Below are 22989 nucleotides of genomic sequence, written 5' to 3'. Positions count from 1 at the left end.
AGAGAAACTCTTAAAAAAAGAATTTATATTTACAAAAAAATGTAAGAAAATAGAAAATGAAAAAAATACCACTTCTAGCACTGTTTTTGAGTTTTGTTTTGACACAAGCTTAAACACAAAAAGCTATTTCGGGTGACTGGACGTCTTTTAATCAAACGATAGACATTCAGACTTCTGTAAAGAAAAAGTTTAAAGTAATTGCTTCCGTTAGAGTCGAAACTACTGAGCCTAAATCCTGGGCGGGAGTTTGGGCACGAGTAGATACAAAAAATGATGAAGATGGTTTTTTTGATAATATGAGTGACAGACCAGTAAAATCAAAAGAATGGCAATCTTATACGGTAGAAGGAACGATCGATGAAAACAGCAAATCATTAAGTTTTGGCGGTTTGTGTTTGAATAACGGGAAATTCTACTTTGATAAATTTGAATTGCTAATCGAAAACGCAAAAGGTGTTTTTGAGCCTTTGGTTGTTTTAAATTCAAGTTTTGAAATGCCGGTAAAAAATGGAGACATACCAAAATGGAGTTTTGGAATATCTAAAGGCAAAATTGTTAAAATCAAAGAATATAAAATTTCTTCAGATAAATCCAGTGTTGATGGCAAAGCCAGTTTGTTACTCGAAGGAAGTGGAATCAAACCAAGACAAGAAGCAAGAATTGGAGATATTGAGGGCGCTTCGCCAAAAATTGGCGATATGATCTCGATGCTCGAGGACCTTAAAGGTCGTGTTGAAAGAACGGTAAAAGACATGAGCCAATATGAAATTGATTATTTGCATGATGAACAAGCCAATAGAATTGGAGCATTGGTGATGCATTTGGCTGCAGCCGAAAAATATTATCAGGTTTTTACCTTTGAAAACAGAGGTTTTAATGAAGAAGAAAAGAAAATATGGCAAAAAGCTTTAGACTTAGAACAAGGTGGGCGAGACGAATTTAAAGGTCATGATATACAATATTATCTGGATATTTATAATGAAGTACGTGCCAAAACTATCTCAGAATTAAAGAAAAGAGACGATGCCTGGTTTGCTGAAATTCAGCAAAGATACGACTGGACAAATCAATATTGTTGGTTTCATGTTATGGAACATCAGTCAAGTCATTTAGGACAGATTTTGTTTTTAAAGAAACGTATTCCGCCTCAACAACAACCACCAAAAATACTTGAACAAGAGATTAAAAAATAAATTCCGATCATAAAAAAAGCTGCATAATGCAGCTTTTTTTATGATTCATGTTCTTCAATTATAAACTGAAGAACATTTTCAAAATAGTCTTTTAGATTTTTATAAGGATGTTCACCTGGATGCCAATTTGCAAACTTCCAATATTTCCATTCTTCGTCTTTTGTTTTCGGAGGAAGTAGTAAGAAATATTGTTCTTGGGATATTCCTGCAATTAGAATAACATTATCTAATTAGGGTAGATACGCATAAGCTTCAATTACAAAATCATCAATATTTTTTAAGAAGTCAATGTTTTCTATATTTTCAAAACTTTGTTCAATATCATTTGGTGCTGAAAAACCATTAGTTATTCGAATGAATTCGATATAATTTTCTGGTAGTTTTATGCCAAGTTTGTTTTCTGCATCATTTATCTGTTTTTCGGTAGCGGGAATAGTTCCGAGCCAATTGTTTTCAATTTGTTCAGATGTAAAATTGAAATCTTCGTATTTAATTGCCTTTTCCGAAATACTAATTAGTAAATTTTTTTTCATCGTTCTATATGTGAATTTCCCCTCGCATGGTTATAACCGCAGAACCACCCACCAAAATATCATTTTCTCTGGCCATGACTTCAATCAGTGAAGGCTGATTTAGTTTTACACCTTGCAGGATTTTATATTCGGTATTGGGTTTTGTGTATTTGGTTTTGGTTAAAAAGCCAATTAAAGGCCCCGCTGCTGTTCCTGTAGCGGCATCTTCGTCAATCCCAATTAAAGGATTAAAGAATCTGGCTTCGACTATATTTTCATGTTTAGCATCGAAAATGGTATAACAATAAAAACCTTCAAATCCGTATTCTTTAGAGATTTCGATTAAGCGTTTATTATCCGGAATGCAATCGTGCAAAAAACGTCTGTTTTTTATAGGCACCATTATATGCGCCACTTCGGTTTGAACAATTGTTGGAAGAAGATCACCAACCGTTAAATCATCAATGGCCAAACCAAGTGCTTTTGCTATTAACGAAGCTGGAACTTCCTGCAATGCTACAGCCGGTTTTTGATGCATTTGAACCACAGGATATTCGGTAACGGGATCAAAGCTTGTTGTAAGAGGTATAGGGTTGTCTTTCATGATGACAAAACGATTGGTTTCATTTTGTTCATGAAATAGGGAGATTTTTTTGAATAATGCCGCGCAAACTGCACCTAATAAATTGTGTCCGGCGCCATCTACTTCAAAACCTGTTGGCGTAAAAGAACGAACATTAAGCGCTTTTTGTGCCGAAGAATAATAAACAAACGACGTTTCAGAATAACCAAATTCCTTTGCGATATTATGATAGGTTTCTAACTCCAGATTGCCATCGGTAAAAACAACAGACAACGGATTTCCCTTGTAACTTTTATTAGAGAATACATCCAGGACGTAGTATTCTAATGCGGCTCTATCTTTCATTATTATAGTTTGTTAGTTGAGTTTTTGATAGAATAAAGTTACTGATTGTCATTTGATCTAAGTTACAATCATTCCATTTTCTTTTACAACATTCGTTTTTGTTCAAAGCTAAAGCGTATTGCCTTTTCAAGTCTTGCAAGTTTTGTTTTTTCTTGTTTGGCGCTCATAATTATGTGAATTATTACCTTTTTGTACGATGGTGCCTGATTGTCGAAATATTCCCAAGCTATTTTATTGGCTTTAAATTGTTTTTCGAACTCAGGATCGAGCACATATGCTTCATTTTCATGCGAGTAAATTTTAGATCTTTCTTCAGATCTGTATTCGAATGCTTTTATTCCGGCTTCTTTCATCAATCCGGCTTTTGTGAGTGCTTCGACCTTTTTGATGTTGATCGCACTCCAAATGCTGGATTTCTTTCTTGGTGTAAACCTGATCGAATAACTTTCTTCGTCTATAGATCTTCGAACGCCATCGATCCAGCCAAAACAAAGCGCCTGATCTACAGATTCTGACCACGACATTGAAGGTTTTTTGCTATTCACTTTATAGAAACCTACCAAAAGTTCGGTTTCTTTCTGGTAATGCTTTTCCAGCCATGCTCTGAATTGTTCTTGGGTTGGGAAGAAAGTTGGGTTCATTTAGTTAATTTTTATAAATTATTTGCTAATAGCCCAAATAAGAAAGCAAAGATTATTAATACAATTAGATGGGATAGAGCGTCTCTTTTTCTCTTAGTTTCTACATAATATTTAAATGAAAATGGAATATTATATTTATTGGATATCATTTTTAATATTTCATTTGCGAATTCATATGATTTTGTTTGGCTACTTAGTTTTGTTTCTTCAATCACACAAAATCTGAACAATTCTGTTGCTTCAAACTCTCCCTTTTTTAAATAATAAATTACTGCTACCTGACTTAAGTTTGATGATCTATGAGGGATATCTTCTATTTCGAATTGAAATTCTTTGATTTCTTGTGGGATAAGAACTATTTCTTTGGATTTTATTTTAGAAATTATTTTTTCGTCTAATGCTATTTCCCAATTTATTTCTTTGTTGAATAAGTATAAATATTCACATTCAATTTTTTCTTCTGTAATTTCAATTTTACAATTATTGTATGATAACGTCATTTATTCTCAGGGTTTTATTTTTTTTAAAATTGCAAAGTAATATTAATCGATTAATAAATCAATATTTCTAATAATGAGCGAAACTACACCAATAATTATTAAATACTTGCCCCATTTTTTTGCGTCCTGATAATTTTTATTTTCGGTTGTTCTTACGAATAAACCTGCGCCAATAACTATTAATGGTATCATAATATCTCGAAGTTTTTCAGAATCCATTTTTGCTTTTTAGTTATAATTAGAATTGTTCTCGCTATTAGTTCTTTATCTTTGTAAACCTAATTAAAGAAAATTAAATTATGGCAAAAGGACCTGAAAAAAACACCAAAAACAAGGCTTTGCACACCAAATTGCTCAATAAGAAAAAGGCGAAACTTCAGGAAGAAAAAAAAGAACGTGCATTACGTTTGAAGGCTTTAGTGGCCAAAATGAACGAAAAGAAGAATAATGATGAATCGGGTAATTCATAAATTATATTATTATTCGTCAAGTTCTTTCCAGCAAAGATCTATTTCTCGCTGAATTTCCTTTTCTAGTTTCGGAAGTTCATTCTCAACCCAAAGCTGACTTTCTTTGGTTAAATAAAACTCATTTTCTTTGAGTTTAAATCCCATTGCTCCTTTGATTATCGCAATCATTTCATCAACTTCAGAGGTTCCGTTGGCGAAGTTTGGGCCTATTAAATATTTTAAAAGATCTTTTTCGTATTCAGATTTATGATAGAGAATGTGACTGACTATTGGAAAATAGAAGTAGAAAAAGCTATTTGTATTAGATTGATATTGAATTTTATGGACTTCAGAAACCAGAATATCAGATTGCGAAGTTGTAGTTTCCGGATTTAATTCTTTTAATAATTCGAAAGTTGTTTTTGCGCCAGGGAATCTTTCCCCCATTCTTTTTAGAGATGAAAAAGTTTGCTCAAATTCTGAGTCGTCACTGCTTTTTTTCATTAATATGATTAAAATTCAATTGAGTCTTTTTGTAAACTTACTTTTTGACTTGATTTTTTGCTATAAAAATACATACCCAAGTATGCAATAACAAGATATGGAAAATAAAAAGGATAAAACATAATAGCTTTAAGGGGCCACCCAATTCCCATTTTACTTATTCGCAGCGTGTTTATCTTATCTAAATTTTCGACGGCAACATTTTTCATTCTTTCTGTTTCATTCAAATTACCGGAATAATAACCATAATGAGAAAGTAGAAGCTCAGTTGAAAAATGCGACCACCACGCAAGAACCATAACTAAAAAGAAGGTAATAAGCACAGCCGAAATTAAATATAAAATAAAGGGATATTTAAAACTGTGCTTACGAAGCTTATTAAATAGTAGTGTAGGAGAAATAATTAAAGAGATTAATAATGCGAATTTTATCGCTGTATTTAAAATTTCCATAAGTATTATATTTGGATTGGCTTTACAAATTTAAAAGCATTTTTATAATCCATAAAAATAGAATAAATCCCAGAAAAGAGAACTCAACTATATTTACTTTTTGATTTCCGAATTTTGTAACCAGAAATCGATCGATTATTATGAGAATAATAACCGGAAGCAAGCAAAACAAAATATAAATTCCCATTAATCCTTCTGGTGCCGAATTTCCGTCGATGATCATTATGGCGTAAATTATTCCTACTATAAGAGAGAATATGCCTAAGATGTAAAATATAGTTAGGTTTTTTGGCAGGTCATCCATAAACTAAATGGTTGTAGGTTGTTAATTGAAAACTACTTTCTTCGCATTTGGGTATTTCGCGATAGGATAAAGCATTCTCTTTGTTAACAGATGACCTTTCTGGAAAATGGTTGCGTTGAAATTTCTATTTTTTTATAAAATTTTGCTTTTTAGTTCTTGTAAAAGTTAAACTCTTCGATATCATGATACCCAAAAACTTCAATCTCGGGATGTTCGTTGATTAAATTTCTGATTTTATCTAATGTACTTAATCGTAAATCATTGTCTTCGGCCCTCATTTTTGCCAATTGATTTACGGGATGATCGCTATCTGTAAGTTCTATTCGCATATAATAGGCATCGGCTATATAAAATAACCATCCTTTTTCTGTTTTTAAAGCCACACCGCAATGTCCTAATGTATGTCCGAAAAGCAGAATTAAGTAAATTTCGGTTTCGATATCTATATTAACCTTTCTGGCTTCGAATCCAAACCAGTTCAAATCTAATTTTTCGTAGGTTTTTATTGTTGGCTGGTGTGATAAAGGCGTTTTTAGATACCTTGGATTTCCTGAAATATAGGCGTCACATTCTTCAAGTCCAACATGAACGGTTGCGTTTGGAAAATCTGCCAAACCGCCACTATGATCGTTGTCCAGATGCGAAATAATACAATCGGTTACTTTTTTGGGATCAAGTCCCAGTTTTTCGATTTGTCTGATCGCGGTTTGATTTTCATCAAAACGATATCCAACCATGTCTATAAGTTGCTGGCCAATTCTTTCTTCTGGGTTTTGAATGTCTAAAAGCCCGATTCCGGTATCGACTAAAATGAGTTTGTCGTTTTCCTGAATCAATAAGCAATGTCCGCAAACATTGTCGTTTACGGGTGAAACAATTTTTACGCAGTTTAGGTGATGGATTTTTATCATGAAGATTTGTTTTGATTGATTGTTATTGTGGGTAGGGATTGCAAATTTTGCGCTATCGGATTATAAATGTTCGAAACTTATTGCTCTGAAAGATCTTTAGCAATAGCATGGTGCGAAGCACTATGAAAAAAGAATATCACTTTTAAGCCCTGCAAGGGCGAAAGCCTAGTTTTAAGGGCATATTTTACATGATTCCCCTAAATCTTTAATCGTAGTTTTTTTTGCCCTTTCAGGGCAATTTTTACTTTGTAATTTAATTCGTAGTGCGCTGCACTACGCTATTGCTTTTTACGACTTTCAGCCCACTTTAAAAATTTCGTGCACTCTAGATTGCAAATCCGCGCTATTGGTTCTCGAAAATATCTTACTTATCAATAATATCTTTTTTAGTTTTGAAATATCCAAAATTTGTTCAGATAACTGTACAAAATTATCTAATGCTCTTTTTTTTGTTTGAAAAGTGGGAGACCAAAACTTATAGCTTTTATTTTTTCCTTTTGCCCCGTATTCAATTTTCCATGTACTTCCGTCATTGCCTATTTTATGAGCCTTATCGATGTTTATATGGTCAAGTAATTTAATTTTTTTGAAAGTTAAATTGTCAATTTTTACTATTTCATCAATTTTACTGTATCCCCATTTTTGGGTGTCAAATAAAGGTCTGATTTGAATAAACACATTACTGCGGTCTTTATTATTTCTTGAAATGTTAATTGTTACTGTGTTGTAGGGAATTCGAAGTCCGCTGATATACGAAAACTCAATATCTTCTATTCTTTCGGTATGATCATCTCTTTTTTGACAGCTTAATAAACAATATTGGGATTAGAAAATTTATTTTATTCATAGGTAGTTGTTAGAGAAAATATCAAGCTAAAATAATCTTTTTTGTTCTAAAATATATCACCACCGGAATAATGAGATTAACAATAAAAAAGGAATCAATAAAAGAGACAGGAACAATTATTTCGAAATAAGTTATTGTGATAAGCAATAGTGAAAAAAAGATATTGAACCAACCAGTAAATACGAGCAAAAAAACTTTTGATTGGTTTGATTTCCATATTTTTAAAAGTGAAAGTAATATTGCTAATAAACCTAAACCTGAACTAATCCAGCAACTCCATCCAAAAAGCAGAAGGGTTTTAAAGCCACTAAATAATCCTGTCTCAAAGTAATAGATGAAGAATGTAATAGTTGCCCAAAGATTAGTTATTAAAAGAGAAATCAGAAGACTTTTTAAGATAGTTTCTTTCATGTTGTTTTGGTTTAGTTTGTTAGTTAAAATTTTGAATACGTAAAAACAAAATCTTTGCCAAATGTTGTTTTATTTTTGAATGCTAGTTCGCGTTAGGGATAGCAGCGAAAAGCCCACCCGGAGGGAACGCCCAAAAAATTATTCTCAATCTTATTATTATTTCGCCGAAATTTGCAAATCAATCTTAAAAAATATCAAAATGGAGGAGTTCGGTAGAATACTAGTTTCTGAAACGGCAATGAATAGTGAAAATCTTCAGGATGTGATTCACTCTAATATTTCGGTAATTAATTTAATGCGCGAGGAAGGTGTCGATGACGAATTTATTCATGAAGATGCGTTGATGAGTTATTATCTTGATTATTACTATTCGCAATATGCTGAGGGAAATTTTGCTCAGTTTGTTTATAAATCGGGTTGGAATAAGGAACTGAACGAACTTATCGAAGAAGGTTTGGCTTTAATTGGTGCCGAAAAACATCTTGAATTGTTTCAGCAACAAAGCAAAAAGGTAAAACTAATGAGCAGCGTAAAGCTGAATAAATTTGTAAGCGGAAAACTGGAAGGGGTAAACCCAACTCGTGATTTACTAAACAACGATACTTTCTTTGAACTTGAAGAAAACCTGATTACGCTAAATGCTAATTTCCTGAAAAATCATCCTGATTTTGAGGTGCTTTCTGTAGATGATATGTTTGCTGCTTTGGAGGAATATGTGGGGCATGAGATAAAGAGAGCTTAGTTTTTTTAACCGCAAAGAGCGCAAAGATTTACGCGAGGTTCGCAAAGTTTTTTGTTTGAATATCTATAAAATCTCGCGCAAAGGCGCAAAGTTTTATTTTCTTGGCGACTTTGCGCGATTAATTAAAATTTCTTTTTAAAAAACTTTGCGGGGCTTTGACTCCGCTCAGCCTGACAATGTTAAAAAAAACTTTGCGCAACTCTGTGGTAAAATGCTTAATTTTAGTTCTTTATAAAATCGAAATTGTTTTATGGAAGAACTTACACACATCAAATCGATTATAGGGATTATTTTGGGTTTGAGTTTAACGCATCTTATAAGAGGATCTGTAATTTTTATTCAGCATCCGGGGCGTAAGAAAATCTATTTTGTGCACTCTCTTTGGGTGTTTTATGTTTTTTTGCTGCTTATTCATTTTTGGTGGTGGGAGTTTAACTTGAAGTTAATTCACGAATGGTATTTTGCGGATTATTTCTTTATCATTTGTTATATCCTGATTTATTATTTGTTGTGTGCGATTCTGTATCCCGATGATTTGGTAGATTATACGGGTTATGAAGATTATTTTTATTCGCGTAAAAATTGGTTTTTTGCCATTTTGGCGATCAGTTTTGGAGCCGATATTATCGATACGGCGATAAAGGGCGGCGATTACTTTTTGTACAATCAAACCGAATATTTTGTTCGCATTATTAGTCATATTATTTTGTGTCTGGTGGCGATTAAGGTTCATAATAAAGTTTTTCATACTGTTTTGGCAATAGTCTTTATCGTTTATGAACTTTCGTATATTTTGAGATTGTTTAATGTTGAATGAAAAACGCTTTTGGGTGATAATTATCAAAAAGATAATATCTAAGATTGATTATATTTGAGAAAAATAACATTTTAAAGTAACCACTAAAATTAATGTCATGAAAAGTAAATCTCCAATTTTGATGATTGCCGCATTATTTGTTTTAAGTATTTCGTGCAGCAAAAATGATATAGAAAAAGGACTGGATTGCGTTTCTGAGTCTTTATACGAGAAGGTAAAACATTCGACAGATGCAACAAACCCTAAAAAAATAGATTTTACAGTTGAATATTCAGGAACGAATACTTTGAAATCTGTAAAATGGACTTTTGGAGATGGTACACCTGCAGAGACAGTTACAGCGACGGGAACTACGGTTTCTATTTCGCATATCTATAGCGCAGCGGGTACTTATACTGCAAAGACGGATATTACGGTTCAGAATGGAGGAGCAACCTGTACATCCTCGCCAACAAGAAGTATTACAGTAAATTAAAGAATTGTATTTTTTGAATGTTAAAGATTTCATTAGTTAATATTTAACTTGGTTAAGTTTCTCGTAATTTTGCTTTTACTGATTTAGCAATAAAAAAAAAGCCACAAAATGAGATACAAACACTTCCAGATATTGCTGTTGCTTTTTCTTCAAATAGGATTTTCTCAAAACAAAATCAACCTTTTTTCAGAAATCAATTATAGTTCAATTCCGTCGGTTTCATTAGACGATTATAAGTCGGTTCAGGAACGCGATAAAAAGTTTCAGAATCCCAATATTGCTTTAGGAATCGGGATTTCGGGCGGAGGTTCGAGAGCGCAGTTTTTTAGTATGGGCGTGCTTTTGGGATTAGAGGAAATTCAGGAAAACGATTCTCAACGTAATTTCCTGAACGAAATTGATTATTTCTCTACCGTTTCCGGAGGTTGTTTTTCGGCTGGATATTACTTAACGATTCTTAAAAATAAATTGTTTCAGGATAATTGTTCCTTCAACGAATTTTACTTTTCTAAAGCCGATGCTTATAAGGATTATGTCGATAAATCGGCCAATATTTTGTCTTTATTGAACAATAGCCGAAACGAAAAAGGCGATAAAATATCGATGACGCAGCGCATAGATGCCGATATTTTGCAATACGACGCCCTGCATCCGGATAATACGAATAAGTTTGGTACCCAAATGTTGTTGTCTGATTTTTTTGTTCCCAAAAACAGCAAGTCGGTTCCAGCTTTGCCGATGTTTGTAGCTAACGGAACCGCTTTTAATAATGGCGAACGTATTCCGTTTATGCCGCATATTATTCGGGGTTTAAACCTGAATTCTTCTTTGGCGCCCAATAAAGCTCCTATTGCATTAAATGAAAATCAAATTAATAACGGTTATGATTTTCCGCTTACTTATGCGATTACGGCGAGTTCTGCTTTTCCAGGAGTTTTGCCAAAAGTAAAATTTGGCGTAAAAAATCAGGATAAGATATTGTGTATTGTCGATGGCGGCGCGTCAGACAATATGGGCTATAAAACCTTGGTCGAGTTGCTTCATAACGATACAAAAGTGAGTGATAAAAACAAGAAAGCGCTTTTTATAGATTGTCTAGGTCAGGGGAAGAAAACGCCTTATATCACTGATGCCAAAATAAGATTGATTTCATTGTTTGAAACGGCCTCTTTATATACCGTTCAAACGCGCTATATGACTTTTGATAAAGATGTCGAAAGTACTTTTGAACGTTATAAAATACCGGTTTCGAATTATCAGATTATTGGATTTACTACCATTAGGGATTATTTGGTAAAGATGCAAAAAGATTATCCTTATGAAGATTTGGTGTTTGAATTGAAAAATACAAATGACGAAGCAAGCAGTTGGGTAAAATTATTTGGCAGTTTTAAACAGGAACTGACCATGAAGTTTGGTGAGGATTCCTTTAAAAAAGATAAGGATGGCGAAATAATTGTAGCGACTTTAAATAAAGAAAAATTCAAGGATTTAGCTGCCAGACAGGTTTTATTATTATACGAATATGCCTCGCACGTAGAAACCAAATTAAGAATTACTCCCGACGAACGAGAGGTTTTATTGCTTTCAGGCCGTTTTGCCGCTTACTTAAAAACGAATGAATTAAAAGAATTATTGGTCGAACGTAAGTAATTTTGTCGAAATTTGATTTTCTATTTAATGCCTCAAAATTTTTGACAGAATGTTATTATGAATAAAAAAATCGTTTTTGCCTTATTGTTTTTGCCCCTCTTTTTATCTGCTCAGGAAAAAGGAAGCGATGCATCTGATAATGTTTCAAGGTATTTTTATGACGATTATGTTGTTTCGGTAGAGATTTGGTACGGAAAAGATAAGAAACCAGACAGTACCAAAACGTATTATTCGAATGGAAAGTTGAATGAGATTTTCTTTTATGATGATAAAGGTCTTAAAGATTCTAATGCTTATCAGTACAACAAACAAGGCGAAAAACTGGTCACTTGGAATTTCTCGCATGGAAAACTTGTGAGCAGAACCGATCATAAATTACCGTTTAACAAAGACAAAGAAGAAACGGTAAAAAAAGCCCTGAAATTGATGACCGAAATCAATACAAGAACGAATTATAACCCGACTAAGGTTAACGATTTGTTCAATCGTGGCGTTTTAAGTATTAGTCTTGGTAATACTACATTGGCACTTGAAGATCTAAAAAAGGTGGAATATTCTATTGATAAAGATCCTAAAAATAAAGATATTGTCCTGTCTGATTCTTTAGAGAAATCGAAAGCGGTTTTTAGAAGTAAACTTTACGATCGATTGGCTAATATTTATGCTTCACTCGAAATGGACAATTTTGCTTTTAATTATTGTTATAAAGCTATTAATAATGCTCCTGACGATTTACGTATTTTGTACAACTTTGCAATATTATTACAGCGAAGAAAGTCTTATGATTTGGCTCGTTTTTATTTAGAAAAAATTGTAGCCAAAAAACCGGATCACGCACATGCACAATGGGCACTCGCCATATTGTACAGTGATATAGGAGAATATCAAAAAGCTATGGAAAGTATTACTATTGCTTTTAAAAATGAGAAAACGATTATTGACAAGAGCATAGGATATGGCGGGAGGGATTTAAGAGCCACGAGGGGTTTAATCTACCATAAACTAGGAGAATCAGATAAAGGAATTGCCGATTTGAAATATGTTTTAGATATGGATAAAAACAATTCGTATGCGATGAAAAATCTGGGGATTATTTATCTCGATCAACTCAAATACAAAGAAGCCTGCGAATTGTTCCGAAAAGCTGATGAGCTTAATTATACGCTCGTTTATGATGAGGTCGATTTACCATCATTATTAGAAAGTGCCTGCAATAATGTTCAGCCCGAAGTTACAACTCTTAAAAAGCCTTATGTTTTCCCTAATCCGGCTCAAACAACAATTTCGGTTGAGAATGTAAAATCTAAAAACTTTGATTTCGAGTTTTTTGATTTCGAATCCAAAAGTGCCTTAAAAGGCAAAACCAGCGACGGAACAATAAATGTTATAGCATTAACTCCAGGATTTTATATTTTGAAAGTTACTGTTGAAGATGTTGTTAAAACATTTAAGGTGATTAAAGAGTAAAGAATTAAGAATTAAGAATTAAGAATTAAGAATTAAGAATTAAGAATTAAGAATTAAGAATTAAGAATTAGTATATTTAAATTACTAAAATTTTTTTGAATCTCTGTGCTACTTTATTGTATATCTGTGGAATAACTACTATTCCAAAACCACTTGCTCAATTAATTCCAGTCTTTTTACAATCGAATTTTTGACTAAAATAGTTACCGGCGATAATACTGCATTTGCTCCAATTCGTGAATTGTCACCAACCAAAGAACCAAATTTATCCGAGTTCGTTTCGATAATTTTAGCATCATAAAGTACTGATATTTTTTTATTCGCTCTTTCGTTGTAATGATTGGCGGCAATCGAACCTGCTTCAAAATTGATGTTTCGTCCAATAATACTGTTTCCGATGTAATTAAAATGCGCAATTGCGGTATTAGAACAAATAATACTGCTTTTTATTTCGCAACCCAGACCAATTTTTACCGATTGATCTAAATAAACACCTTCTCTAAAATAAGCGTTTGCACTAATATAGCAGTTTTTACCAATAATAGCCGGTTTCTTAATCGTTACATTGTTTTCAATAGTGGCTGATTTATGAATGGCAATATTATCTTGAATAATATAATCATCCCCCAGATTTAAAATCATTTTTTCGATTATAGCTTTGAGGTCATTGGTGATATTCCAGGGTTCTGATGGAGAAAGATTAGTAAAAGTCTTTGAGAAATTTTCGATAAAATGGTCGATAAGCATGATGGTAATTTTTAATTGCAATTTACTGATTTTTTATTTTCGAAAAAGGGATTTCGCACGTTATTCCGCAGAGATACACGGAGATTTTCACGAAGCTTCACGAAGTAATATTTAAAATTTTTGTGTATCTCTGTGAAAATCTCTGTGTATCTGTGCGGAACCTCTTCTTGAACAACCTCGAAATAACTTTAGAATCAACTTTGTCGTGATCTTATAAAACATTTCCTTAAATTTGCTTCCGTTATAAAAAAATACAATAGTTATAAAAATCAAGCTATGTTACAAATCGCATTTATTAGAGAGAATCAGGAGAAAGTAATCAAGGCTTTAGCAAAACGAAATATCGATGCTAAAAGCGTTGTTGAAGAAGTCGTGCAATTAGACGAAAATCGTCGTGCAACACAAGTTGAATTAGACAACACTTTATCTGAATCTAATAAATTATCCAAAGATATTGGAGAATTAATGAAAGCGGGAGAGAAAGCTAAAGCGGCAATCTTAAAAGAAAAAACGGTTTCATTAAAAGAAAAAAGTAAAGAATTAGGCGAAAAAGCTGAAGCTTTGGCTACCGAATTAACCAATTTATTATATACTTTACCAAATCTTCCGGCTGATATTGTTCCTGAAGGAAAAACTCCGGACGATAACTTAAATGTTTTTCAGGAAGGTGATATTCCGGTTCTTCACGAAGGTGCACAACCTCACTGGGAATTGGTAAAAAAATACGATATCATCGATTTCGAATTGGGTGTAAAAATTGCTGGAGCAGGATTTCCGGTTTATAAAGGAAAAGGAGCTCGTTTGCAACGTGCTTTGATCAATTATTTCCTGGATAAAAATACTGCTGCAGGATACAATGAAGTTCAGGTACCGCATTTGGTAAACGAAGCTTCTGGATACGGAACAGGACAATTACCGGACAAAGAAGGACAAATGTATCACTCAACAATTGATGATTTATATTTGATTCCAACTGCTGAGGTTCCGGTTACGAATTTATTTCGCGATGTTTTATTAAGCGAAACGGAATTACCAGTTTTATACACAGCTTATACTCCATGTTTCCGTCGTGAGGCAGGTTCTTACGGAGCACACGTTCGTGGATTAAACCGTTTGCACCAATTTGATAAAGTAGAAATTGTACGTGTAGAACATCCCGAGAAGTCTTATGAAGCACTTGACGGAATGGTTGAGCACGTAAAAGATATTTTGAAAGAATTGAAATTGCCATACCGTGTTTTACGTTTATGTGGTGGCGATATGGGATTCACATCGGCTTTGACATATGATTTTGAAGTGTTTTCTACCGCGCAGGATCGTTGGTTAGAGATCAGTTCTGTTTCTAACTTCGAAACTTTTCAGGCCAATCGTTTGAAATTACGTTTCAAAGACAAAGACGGAAAAAATCAATTGGCGCACACGCTTAACGGAAGTTCATTGGCTTTGCCAAGAGTTTTAGCCGGTATATTAGAAAATTACCAAACTCCGGAAGGAATCGTAATTCCAGAAGTTTTACGCCCTTACTGCGGATTTGATATTATAAATTAATTAAACAGTACTTAGGATTAAACCTAACAGGTTTCTAAAACCTGTTAGGTTTTCTTAATTTAAGCGAAGTACTAAAACAAAAATAAAACAAGAGATGAATGGAATTTTAAACTGGAATGTTGATCCGGTTATTGTCATGATAACAGATAGTTTTCCTTTAAAATATTATGGAGCTCTTTTTGCTATCGGACTTTTACTGGGATATTATATCGTAAGAAATATTTATAAAAAAGAACATCTATCGGTAGATAATCTGGATAGTTTATTGGTTTATGTAATCGTTGGTACCATCTTAGGCGCACGATTAGGGCATTGCTTTTTTTATGAGCCTTCTTATTTTTTACAGCATCCTATAGAAATTCTTTTGCCAATTCAGAAAGTAGCGGGAGTTTATAAGTTTGTTGGTTATCAGGGTTTAGCAAGTCACGGAGGGTCAATAGGTGTTTTGATCGCAATGATCTTATATTGTCGAAAATACAAAGTTAAGTTCTTATGGTTGCTCGATAAAATGGCCATTGGAGTTCCGGTAACAGGTGCTTTTATCAGATTTGGGAATTTTATGAATTCTGAAATCTACGGAAAACCAACAAACGGAAACTGGGGAGTTGTTTTTCAGAGAGATGATATGATCCCGAGACATCCAACACAATTATACGAAGCATTTGCTTATTTATTGATTTTCGCAATTGTTCTTTATCTTTATAAAACAGAAAAGTTTAAAAAAGCAGACGGGTTTATCTTCGGATGTTTCTTAACTTTAATGTTCGTAGCCCGATTTGTAATCGAATTTTTCAAAGAAAATCAGGAAGCCTTTGAAAATGATATGATTATTAATATGGGACAAGTATTAAGTATTCCTTTTATTTTAATTGGTATCGCCCTGATGATTTGGAAATCTAAGAAGGAGGTTTAGTTGATGAGTTTACAGTCACAGTCGGAGTTTACAGTTTGGATTGCGCTGAACACTGAGACGGAAACATAGTTTACAGTCGCAGTTTACAGTGAATTGTGCTGAACACTGATACTGATACTGAATACTGAAAACTGAGACTGAAAACTGAGACTGAAAACTGAGACTGAAAACTGAGACTGAAAACTGAAAAAAAGACTGAATTATGAAAAACATCTTTATTTATATCGTTTTACTATGGTCTGCTTTTGCTTTTTCGCAAAACGAGCAATTGGCTCAATATTACTACGATAAAGGTGATTTCGAAAAAGCTAAAATCAGTTATGAAGAACTGCTGAAAATTTCGCCATCCAATACCCAATATTTTTTAAGAACGATCGATTGTTATCAGCAACTGCAGCAATTTGATTTGTCTCAAAAAGTTATTCAGGAACGTTATAACAGATACAAACAAGGTGTTTTTTTAGTAGAGTTGGGGTATAACTATCAATTACAGAAAAACGAAGCTAAAGCCAAAAACTACTACGAGCAGGCTATAGAAAAAATCAAAACAAGTCCGAATGATGTTTACGGAATTGGTAATTCTTTCGAGAAAAAAGTATTGCTCGAATATGCCTTAAAAGCATATCAAACAGCAATGCAGATTCAGCCCAATTATAATTTTAATTTCCAGATCGGGATGTTGTACGGGCAGTTAGGGAAGACCGATCAGATGATTGAACTTTTATTGACAGAATCGTATAATAATCCGCAAAACGCCAATTTAATACAAACTCAATTATCCCGTTTCATGAATGGTGAAACAGATAATACCGCTTTTAAAGATGCCATGCGTAAAGCTTTGATCTTAAGAACTCAAAAAGATCAGGATGTATTCTGGAATCATTATCTGAGCTGGTTTTATGTACAGCAAAAAGAATTTGGAAAAGCCTTTATTCAGGAAAAAGCGATTTACAAACGCGAACCTGAATCTCTTTCGAGCATTGTCAATTTAAGTCAGTTTGCTTTGAACGAAGACGATACTGATACGGCTGCAGAAATCTTAAATTTCATACTTCAAAACACCAAAGATTTAGACTTATTGATTCAGACGAATTCGTATTTAATGCAAATTAAAATCGATAAAGCACAGGAAAAAGACTATCCAATTATCAATACAGAGTTACAACAATTGCTTGCAACCTATGAAATAACTCCTTTTACCTTATCTTTGCAAATAATTCAGGCACATTTCCTGGCTTTTAATCTTAAAAAGACTGAAGAAGGAAGGGCAATTGTTAAGAAAGCATTAGAATTAAATCTGAATGATTATCAAAAAGCAGATGCCAAAATGGAGTTGGCCGACATCTTGCTTTTAGAAGAAAAGTTCAATCAGGCGCTGATTTATTATTCTCAAATTCAATTGGATTTAAAGAATGATGTCATGGCGCATGAAGCAAGTTTAAAAGCGGCAAAAACAAGTTATTACAAAAGCGATTTTGAGTGGGCTTTGAAACAGTTTAAAGAGCTGAAAGCGGCAAATACGCAGTTAATTGCCAATGATGCCCTAGAATATTTTTTACTGATAAATGACAACACTGTTGCCGATTCGACGCAAACGGCATTAAAACAATTTGCAAAAGGTGATTTTTTGATCTATCAGAATAAGAAACCGGAAGCAATTGCTCAGTTTCAGAGTATTTTAAAAGCCTTTAAAGGACAAGAAATAGAAGCTGTAACACTGTTGCGTTTAGGTAAAATTTATGAAAGTCAAAAAGATTTTAGTTCGGCTTTAAGCCAATATCAACAGATCATTGACAATCATAGTGACGGAATTTATGTAGATGAAGCGCTGTTTTTTTCGGCAGAAATTTACAACGACGAATTGAAAGATGCAGAAAAGGCAAAACCTTTATATGAAAAGGTAATTTTTAATCATCAGGATAGTATTTACTTTGTTGATGCCAGAAAAAAATACCGAGAGCTGAGAGGGGATAAGAATTTGTAAAATTTCAAAAAGCAAATTCCAAATTGCAAAAAATGAATTTATAATATGACGATATCTTGAGTCTAACAAAATGCTTAGAATCTTAGAGACTCAGAATCTTAGAAACTTTAAAAAAATGATTATTTACAACGTTACAACCAATATACATGAGAGCGTGCATGACCAATGGTTAAAATGGATGCAGGAAAAACACATACCGGAAATTCTGGCTACTAATAAATTTTCTTCGGCAAGAATCGTAAGGGTTATGATCGAAGAAGAAATGGGCGGAATCACCTATTCTGTTCAATATGTTACAGATAGCAAAGAGACTTTGGATCAATATTATATCGAAGATGAACCAAAGTTTCATCAGGAAGCTTTAAGTTTATTTGCAGACAAAATGCTTTCTTTCAGAACAGAATTGGAAGTGATTTCGGAGCATTAATATTAAGTTTTTCAGTCTCTCCCGATAGCTATCGGTATCAGTCTCGGTAAAAATAGGAAATTATGGAAGTTCGATTTCAAACCAAAGAAGAAAGTAATAAACAGCAACAAGAAGATTTTTTGAAGTTGTCTAAAGTTGAAAGATTTTATAGTTTTTTACGCTTAAGCGAAAGAATAAGCAGGTTTCCTGTGAGAATAAAGTAGATAAAAACAAAGATAATTTCCAGATTGTAATTGATTTGGAAAAGAAAAAATAAAACTTTGTGCCTTCGTGCCTTTGTGGCAAATTGAGCAAAACAGAAATAAAATAAAACTTTGTGTCTTAGCGTCTTCGTGGCAAAAATACCTTAGTGCCTTTGTGGCTAATAAAAAAGAAAATGGAAAAAGTAAAAGCCAAAAAACATTTAGGACAACACTTCCTGAAAGACGAAAGTATCGCCAAAGCAATTGCAGATACGTTGAGTTTAAAAGGATATGATGAGGTTTTAGAAATAGGACCGGGGATGGGTGTGTTGACTAAGTATTTGCTTGACAAACCAATTAACACGCACGTGATCGAGATCGATGGTGAATCTGTGGTGTATTTGGGTGAAAATTATCCAAAACTAAAAGATAAAATTATCTCTCAGGATTTCCTGAAATACAATATAAACGAGGTTTACGAAAATAAACAATTCGCTATTATTGGAAATTTCCCTTATAATATTTCGACGCAAATTGTTTTTAGAACTTTAGAATTCAAACATCAGATTCCGGAATTTTCGGGGATGTTCCAGAAAGAAGTTGCTGAAAGAATTTGCGAGAAAAAAGGCTCAAAGGCTTACGGAATCTTATCCGTACTGGCTCAGGCTTTCTATGATACAGAGTATCTGTTTACAGTAGATGAAAACGTCTTTATTCCTCCGCCCAAGGTCAAGTCGGGTGTGATGAAAATGACCCGAAAGGAAGATTATAGCCTTCCGTGCGGAGAAAGGTTGTTTTTTACAGTAGTAAAAACGGCTTTTCAGCAAAGACGAAAAACATTACGTAACAGTTTGAAAACATTAAATTTATCTGATGAATTGCGATTAGACACTATCTTTGATAAACGTCCGGAGCAGCTTAGCGTAGACGAATTTATTGTTCTGACTCAAAAAATAGAAGCCGATGGAGTTCAAAGTTAGCAAAGAATTAATCCACCAGTTAGAAGAGCATATCGTTAGTAAAAACGACAAAGAGCTTGAAGTTTTATTGAATGATCTGCACCATGCTGATATTGCCGAAATCCTGGATGAACTGGATTTCGACGAAGCAACTTATATCTTTAAGGTTTTAGATAGTGATAAAACGGCAGAAATTCTTCTGGAACTGGAAGATGATTTGCGTGAAAACATCTTAAGCCGACTTTCGCCTAAAGAAATTGCAGAAGAGCTTGATGAGCTTGAAACAAATGATGCGGCCGATATTATTGGTGAACTTTCGCAGGAAATAAAAGCGGAAGTAATCTCTGAGCTTAACGACGTTGAACACGCAAAAGACATTGTTGATTTGTTGCGTTACGACGAAAATTCTGCCGGTGGTTTGATGGGAAAAGAGTTGGTGAAAGTCAACGAAAACTGGAACGTATTAACTTGCGTAAAAGAAATGCGTATTCAGGCAGAAAACGTTTCCAGAGTGCATTCTATTTATGTGGTCGATGACGAAAATCGTCTAAAAGGAAGATTGTCATTAAAAGATTTACTCACAACTTCGACCAAAACACAAATCTCTGATATTTATATTCGAAAACTCAACTTTGTAAACGTAGATACCGAAGATGTTGAGGTAGCACGTATCATGCAAAAATACGATTTAGAGGCGATTCCGGTGGTAGATGAACTAGGGCGCCTGGTAGGTAGAATTACCATCGATGATATCGTAGACGTAATTAAGGACGAAGCTGATAAAGATTACCAATTAGCGGCGGGTATTACGCAGGACGTAGAATCGAACGATAGTGTTCTTGAACTAACCAAAGCACGTTTGCCATGGCTTTTAATAGGAATGGTGATCGAAATTGTAGCATCTTTTGTCTTGAAAGGAAACGAAGCTACGTTTCAAAAATATTCAACCTTAATTATTTTCGTTCCGTTACTTTCTGCAACTGCTGGAAATATTGGTGTTCAGGCATCGGCGATTGTGGTGCAAGGTTTGGCCAACGGAACATTAAAAGAATTTAGCAGAGGATATTTTAGTAAAGAGATTAGCGTTTCTATGATTTCAGGAACTATTATTTCGTTGCTTTTATTGGCGTATCATTCTATAATGTACCAACAATATTTAGTGGGAATTGCGATTTCGATTTCGATGATTGTAGTAATTTTATTTGCTGCGACTTTAGGAACCCTGGTACCGTTATTTTTACATAAAAACAAAATTGACCCCGCAATCGCGACGGGTCCGTTTATTACCACAACCAATGATGTATTTGGAATTATGCTCTATTTTGGAGTAGCCAAACTGATTCTTGGGTTCTAAGTTTTTGCAACAAATTAACAGAATGCAGTGATTTAACATCTCTAAAATCTGTGTAATTTGTGGCTGAAAAATTCGCTATTAACCAGCCAATAAATAAGCAATGAAAGTACATATCATAGGAGGAGGGAATCTTGGGGTTTCTATAGCCTTGGGAATTGCTAAATTCTCCAAAAATAATCAAGTCACAGTTACAAGAAGAAACATCGCCAGTATTCAATATTTAACGGAGTACGGAATCACGGTTTCATCAGATAATAAACATAATATTCAAGAGGCCGATGTGGTAATTTTAACCATTAAACCTTATCAGGTGGATACTGTTTTTGCTGAAATTTTATCAGCAATTCCGGGAAAAACCATTGCTTCGGCAGTGAGTGGTTTGTCTTTGGATATGCTTCAGGAAAAAACAAACAATGCTTTTCCGGTAATTCGTATTATGCCCAATATCGCGGCACAGTTTGGCGAATCGGCAACTTGTATCTCTTTCCCTGAAAAGGACAGAGAAAAAGCATTGCCAATTGTTGACCTGTTTCAGGATTTAGGAACTGCTCCGGTTATCGACGAAAAGTTAATGGATGCAGCAACAGTTTTGGGTGCCTGCGGAACAGCTTATGCGTTACGATACATTCGTGCGTCGATGCAAGCCGGAATCGAAATAGGTTTTGATTCTCAAACCGCTTTGGCAATTGCGGCACAAACCGTAAAAGGAGCGGCTAAAATGTTGCTAGAGGAAAAAGTACATCCGGAACAATTAATCGACCGTGTAACAACGCCTCAGGGCTGCACAATCGTAGGATTGAACGAAATGGAACACAATGGCTTTAGTTCGTCTTTGATAAAAGGTATTAAGACTTCTTTGAAACAGATCAAGGGATAAGATTTAATAAATTACAATATTTAAAATTCCAAATTCCAACTTTGTTGGGGTTTTGGATTTTTTTTTGTTTTTAAGATACTGCTTATCGTTATAGTTTGTCACTTCGAGCGAAGGGAGAAGTCGTACTAGAAACTCGTCAAATATTGATAGAAATCAAGTTGTCGAATAATTGGAATTTATTAATTATGACAATATTCAATTAAATCGCTTATATCTTTTTTATTTAAAACTTTGGAAAATTTAATCCTATGATAATCAATTCCAAATTGTTCAATTTTAGTACTGTCAATTTTGTTTCTTTTATTCGTTAACCATTTTTTCATTACTAATGAGTCAATTTGATACAATGCAGGTCCGGTAGATCTTGCATTTTTTTTATGACAGGCTGCGCAATTTGAATGGAAAATCTCTTTTCCTTCTGTTTCATTTTCTGTTAAATCAGAATTTCCGCAAAACGCAGGCACGGGTATTCTGCAATCAAAAGCGGGTGGAACATAAGTTTTTATGTGATAGAATATAAATCCGATAAGTGCAGTGATAAGTAAAACTGAAAAGAGAAGTATTTGACGGATTTTATTCATTTGCAGCTTTAGTTACTTGGAATTTGGAATTTATTCACAACTGAAATTTTGGAATTTAAAAATTTTATTTCTTAATAAGCTGTATATACTTCCTCCCACATTCTGAAAGTTTAGTATAAGAATTCATGGCGTTACCATAATTCTGAATCGTGAGAGTGTCTTTAGTATAACTGGCGCCAATTCCTACCGGAATATCCAATTGTTGAGAAGTTGTTTCTGAATCAGCTATAGAATCATTGTCTTCTTCACGGCTAATATCTCCTTCGTATTCATCCCATTCTATGCCTTCTAAAACGATAATTTTTTCTCCGGATTCGTTGGTGGTTAAATTAGCGATACCTTTTAATTGTCGAAGTTTCGTTTTTAAAGCATAACTATAACCAGTTTTAGTTTTGGTTATGGTTATCGAAATTTTACATTCATCGTTATTATCCGATTCAGGCTGTGTTTCATATAAACCTTCGATCACTTCTTCATTTGTGTTCGTTTGAAGCGAAACTTTTGATGTAGAGGGATCTTTTTCAACTGCAGGTTTTGGCTTATTATTGCAGGCCAAAACCAGGAATGCAAATACGAATACAGCTGTAATTTTAGATATCGAATTCATAAAA

At 33.8% G+C, this 22989-nt stretch carries 28 protein-coding genes; 14 read left to right on the top strand and 14 right to left on the bottom strand.

Going from position 1 to position 22989, the window contains the following annotated elements; translation table 11 throughout:
• The first annotated feature begins 296 nt into the window (after positions 1-296).
• A complete protein-coding gene (locus IRZ78_RS18735; RefSeq protein WP_228520528.1) occupies positions 297-1193 on the top strand; it encodes a DUF664 domain-containing protein in 897 nt (298 codons plus the stop codon).
• A 230-nt stretch (positions 1194-1423) separates the two neighbouring features.
• Here the strand turns inward: IRZ78_RS18735 and IRZ78_RS26240 are convergent, their stop codons facing one another.
• The 5 genes from IRZ78_RS26240 to IRZ78_RS18710 form a co-directional block, all read right to left on the bottom strand.
• Positions 1424-1726: an SMI1/KNR4 family protein gene (locus IRZ78_RS26240; protein WP_228520527.1), complete on the bottom strand. Its 303-nt coding sequence runs from the start codon at positions 1724-1726 to the stop codon at positions 1424-1426.
• Between the two features lie 4 nt (positions 1727-1730).
• Positions 1731-2633: a PhzF family phenazine biosynthesis protein gene (locus IRZ78_RS18725; protein WP_194617972.1), complete on the bottom strand. Its 903-nt coding sequence runs from the start codon at positions 2631-2633 to the stop codon at positions 1731-1733.
• 83 nt (positions 2634-2716) lie between these two features.
• The gene (locus tag IRZ78_RS18720; RefSeq protein WP_194617971.1) at positions 2717-3274 is read right to left on the bottom strand and encodes a YdeI/OmpD-associated family protein; all 558 of its coding nucleotides are present in this window, start codon (positions 3272-3274) and stop codon (positions 2717-2719) included.
• 11 nt (positions 3275-3285) lie between these two features.
• Positions 3286-3774, bottom strand: a complete 489-nt coding sequence (locus IRZ78_RS18715; RefSeq protein WP_194617970.1) for a hypothetical protein — start codon at positions 3772-3774, stop codon at positions 3286-3288.
• 42 nt (positions 3775-3816) lie between these two features.
• A complete protein-coding gene (locus IRZ78_RS18710; RefSeq protein ID WP_194617969.1) occupies positions 3817-3966 on the bottom strand; it encodes a hypothetical protein in 150 nt (49 codons plus the stop codon).
• A 107-nt stretch (positions 3967-4073) separates the two neighbouring features.
• On the opposite strand from IRZ78_RS18710, the gene IRZ78_RS18705 reads away from it, so the two are divergent.
• Positions 4074-4244: a hypothetical protein gene (locus IRZ78_RS18705; protein ID WP_194617968.1), complete on the top strand. Its 171-nt coding sequence runs from the start codon at positions 4074-4076 to the stop codon at positions 4242-4244.
• 9 nt (positions 4245-4253) lie between these two features.
• On the opposite strand, the gene IRZ78_RS18700 is transcribed toward IRZ78_RS18705, so the two are convergent.
• The 6 genes from IRZ78_RS18700 to IRZ78_RS18675 form a co-directional block, all read right to left on the bottom strand.
• Positions 4254-4727, bottom strand: a complete 474-nt coding sequence (locus tag IRZ78_RS18700) for a hypothetical protein (RefSeq protein WP_194617967.1) — start codon at positions 4725-4727, stop codon at positions 4254-4256.
• A gap of 8 nt (positions 4728-4735) precedes the next feature.
• Positions 4736-5179, bottom strand: coding sequence for a hypothetical protein (locus IRZ78_RS18695; RefSeq protein ID WP_194617966.1), 444 nt, complete (start codon positions 5177-5179; stop codon positions 4736-4738).
• Positions 5180-5201: 22 nt separating this feature from the next.
• Complete coding sequence (locus tag IRZ78_RS18690) at positions 5202-5483, bottom strand: hypothetical protein (RefSeq protein WP_194617965.1); 282 nt, start codon at positions 5481-5483, stop codon at positions 5202-5204.
• A gap of 149 nt (positions 5484-5632) precedes the next feature.
• Complete coding sequence (locus tag IRZ78_RS18685; RefSeq protein ID WP_194617964.1) at positions 5633-6394, bottom strand: MBL fold metallo-hydrolase; 762 nt, start codon at positions 6392-6394, stop codon at positions 5633-5635.
• A gap of 297 nt (positions 6395-6691) precedes the next feature.
• A complete protein-coding gene (locus tag IRZ78_RS18680; protein ID WP_194617963.1) occupies positions 6692-7072 on the bottom strand; it encodes a hypothetical protein in 381 nt (126 codons plus the stop codon).
• Between the two features lie 190 nt (positions 7073-7262).
• Positions 7263-7652: a hypothetical protein gene (locus tag IRZ78_RS18675; protein WP_194617962.1), complete on the bottom strand. Its 390-nt coding sequence runs from the start codon at positions 7650-7652 to the stop codon at positions 7263-7265.
• 199 nt (positions 7653-7851) lie between these two features.
• On the opposite strand from IRZ78_RS18675, the gene IRZ78_RS18670 reads away from it, so the two are divergent.
• From IRZ78_RS18670 to IRZ78_RS18650, 5 genes are all read left to right on the top strand, one after another.
• Complete coding sequence (locus IRZ78_RS18670) at positions 7852-8394, top strand: hypothetical protein (protein WP_194617961.1); 543 nt, start codon at positions 7852-7854, stop codon at positions 8392-8394.
• 250 nt (positions 8395-8644) lie between these two features.
• Positions 8645-9211 (top strand): hypothetical protein, encoded by a 567-nt coding sequence (locus IRZ78_RS18665; RefSeq protein ID WP_194617960.1) that lies wholly within the window; start codon positions 8645-8647, stop codon positions 9209-9211.
• 97 nt (positions 9212-9308) lie between these two features.
• Positions 9309-9686 (top strand): PKD domain-containing protein, encoded by a 378-nt coding sequence (locus IRZ78_RS18660; RefSeq protein ID WP_194617959.1) that lies wholly within the window; start codon positions 9309-9311, stop codon positions 9684-9686.
• Positions 9687-9794: 108 nt separating this feature from the next.
• On the top strand, positions 9795-11339 hold the full coding sequence (locus IRZ78_RS18655) for a patatin-like phospholipase family protein (RefSeq protein ID WP_194617958.1): 1545 nt from the start codon (positions 9795-9797) through the stop codon (positions 11337-11339).
• 57 nt (positions 11340-11396) lie between these two features.
• Positions 11397-12806, top strand: a complete 1410-nt coding sequence (locus IRZ78_RS18650) for a T9SS type A sorting domain-containing protein (RefSeq protein ID WP_194617957.1) — start codon at positions 11397-11399, stop codon at positions 12804-12806.
• A 138-nt stretch (positions 12807-12944) separates the two neighbouring features.
• Here IRZ78_RS18650 and IRZ78_RS18645 read toward each other — a convergent pair whose 3' ends face one another.
• Entirely contained in the window at positions 12945-13574 is a 630-nt protein-coding gene (locus IRZ78_RS18645) for a DapH/DapD/GlmU-related protein (RefSeq protein ID WP_228520526.1), read from the bottom strand.
• 255 nt (positions 13575-13829) lie between these two features.
• Between IRZ78_RS18645 and serS the strand changes: the two genes are divergently transcribed.
• From serS to proC, 7 genes are all read left to right on the top strand, one after another.
• Positions 13830-15101 (top strand): serine--tRNA ligase, encoded by a 1272-nt coding sequence (gene serS, locus IRZ78_RS18640; protein WP_194617956.1) that lies wholly within the window; start codon positions 13830-13832, stop codon positions 15099-15101.
• Between the two features lie 94 nt (positions 15102-15195).
• Positions 15196-16014, top strand: coding sequence for a prolipoprotein diacylglyceryl transferase (lgt, locus tag IRZ78_RS18635; RefSeq protein ID WP_194617955.1), 819 nt, complete (start codon positions 15196-15198; stop codon positions 16012-16014).
• 202 nt (positions 16015-16216) lie between these two features.
• Positions 16217-17998, top strand: coding sequence for a tetratricopeptide repeat protein (locus tag IRZ78_RS18630; RefSeq protein ID WP_194617954.1), 1782 nt, complete (start codon positions 16217-16219; stop codon positions 17996-17998).
• A 115-nt stretch (positions 17999-18113) separates the two neighbouring features.
• The gene (locus IRZ78_RS18625) at positions 18114-18425 is read left to right on the top strand and encodes a DUF4286 family protein (protein WP_194617953.1); all 312 of its coding nucleotides are present in this window, start codon (positions 18114-18116) and stop codon (positions 18423-18425) included.
• Between the two features lie 376 nt (positions 18426-18801).
• Positions 18802-19587: a 16S rRNA (adenine(1518)-N(6)/adenine(1519)-N(6))-dimethyltransferase RsmA gene (gene rsmA / locus IRZ78_RS18620; RefSeq protein ID WP_083692330.1), complete on the top strand. Its 786-nt coding sequence runs from the start codon at positions 18802-18804 to the stop codon at positions 19585-19587.
• Positions 19571-20920: a magnesium transporter gene (gene mgtE, locus IRZ78_RS18615; protein WP_194617952.1), complete on the top strand. Its 1350-nt coding sequence runs from the start codon at positions 19571-19573 to the stop codon at positions 20918-20920. Before rsmA ends, mgtE begins: the two co-directional genes overlap by 17 nt.
• A gap of 100 nt (positions 20921-21020) precedes the next feature.
• Positions 21021-21797, top strand: a complete 777-nt coding sequence (gene proC / locus IRZ78_RS18610; protein ID WP_194617951.1) for a pyrroline-5-carboxylate reductase — start codon at positions 21021-21023, stop codon at positions 21795-21797.
• A 179-nt stretch (positions 21798-21976) separates the two neighbouring features.
• On the opposite strand, the gene IRZ78_RS18605 is transcribed toward proC, so the two are convergent.
• Both IRZ78_RS18605 and IRZ78_RS18600 read right to left on the bottom strand, forming a co-directional pair.
• The gene (locus tag IRZ78_RS18605) at positions 21977-22378 is read right to left on the bottom strand and encodes a cytochrome c (RefSeq protein WP_194617950.1); all 402 of its coding nucleotides are present in this window, start codon (positions 22376-22378) and stop codon (positions 21977-21979) included.
• Positions 22379-22442: 64 nt separating this feature from the next.
• The gene (locus tag IRZ78_RS18600) at positions 22443-22985 is read right to left on the bottom strand and encodes a hypothetical protein (RefSeq protein WP_194617949.1); all 543 of its coding nucleotides are present in this window, start codon (positions 22983-22985) and stop codon (positions 22443-22445) included.
• Positions 22986-22989: the final 4 nt, after the last annotated feature.

Source organism: Flavobacterium sp. CSZ (genome assembly GCF_015350725.1).
GTDB lineage: Bacteria > Bacteroidota > Bacteroidia > Flavobacteriales > Flavobacteriaceae > Flavobacterium.
The sequence above is the reverse complement of the archived record's forward strand: the minus strand, read 5'-3'. Positions and strand labels throughout refer to the sequence as shown.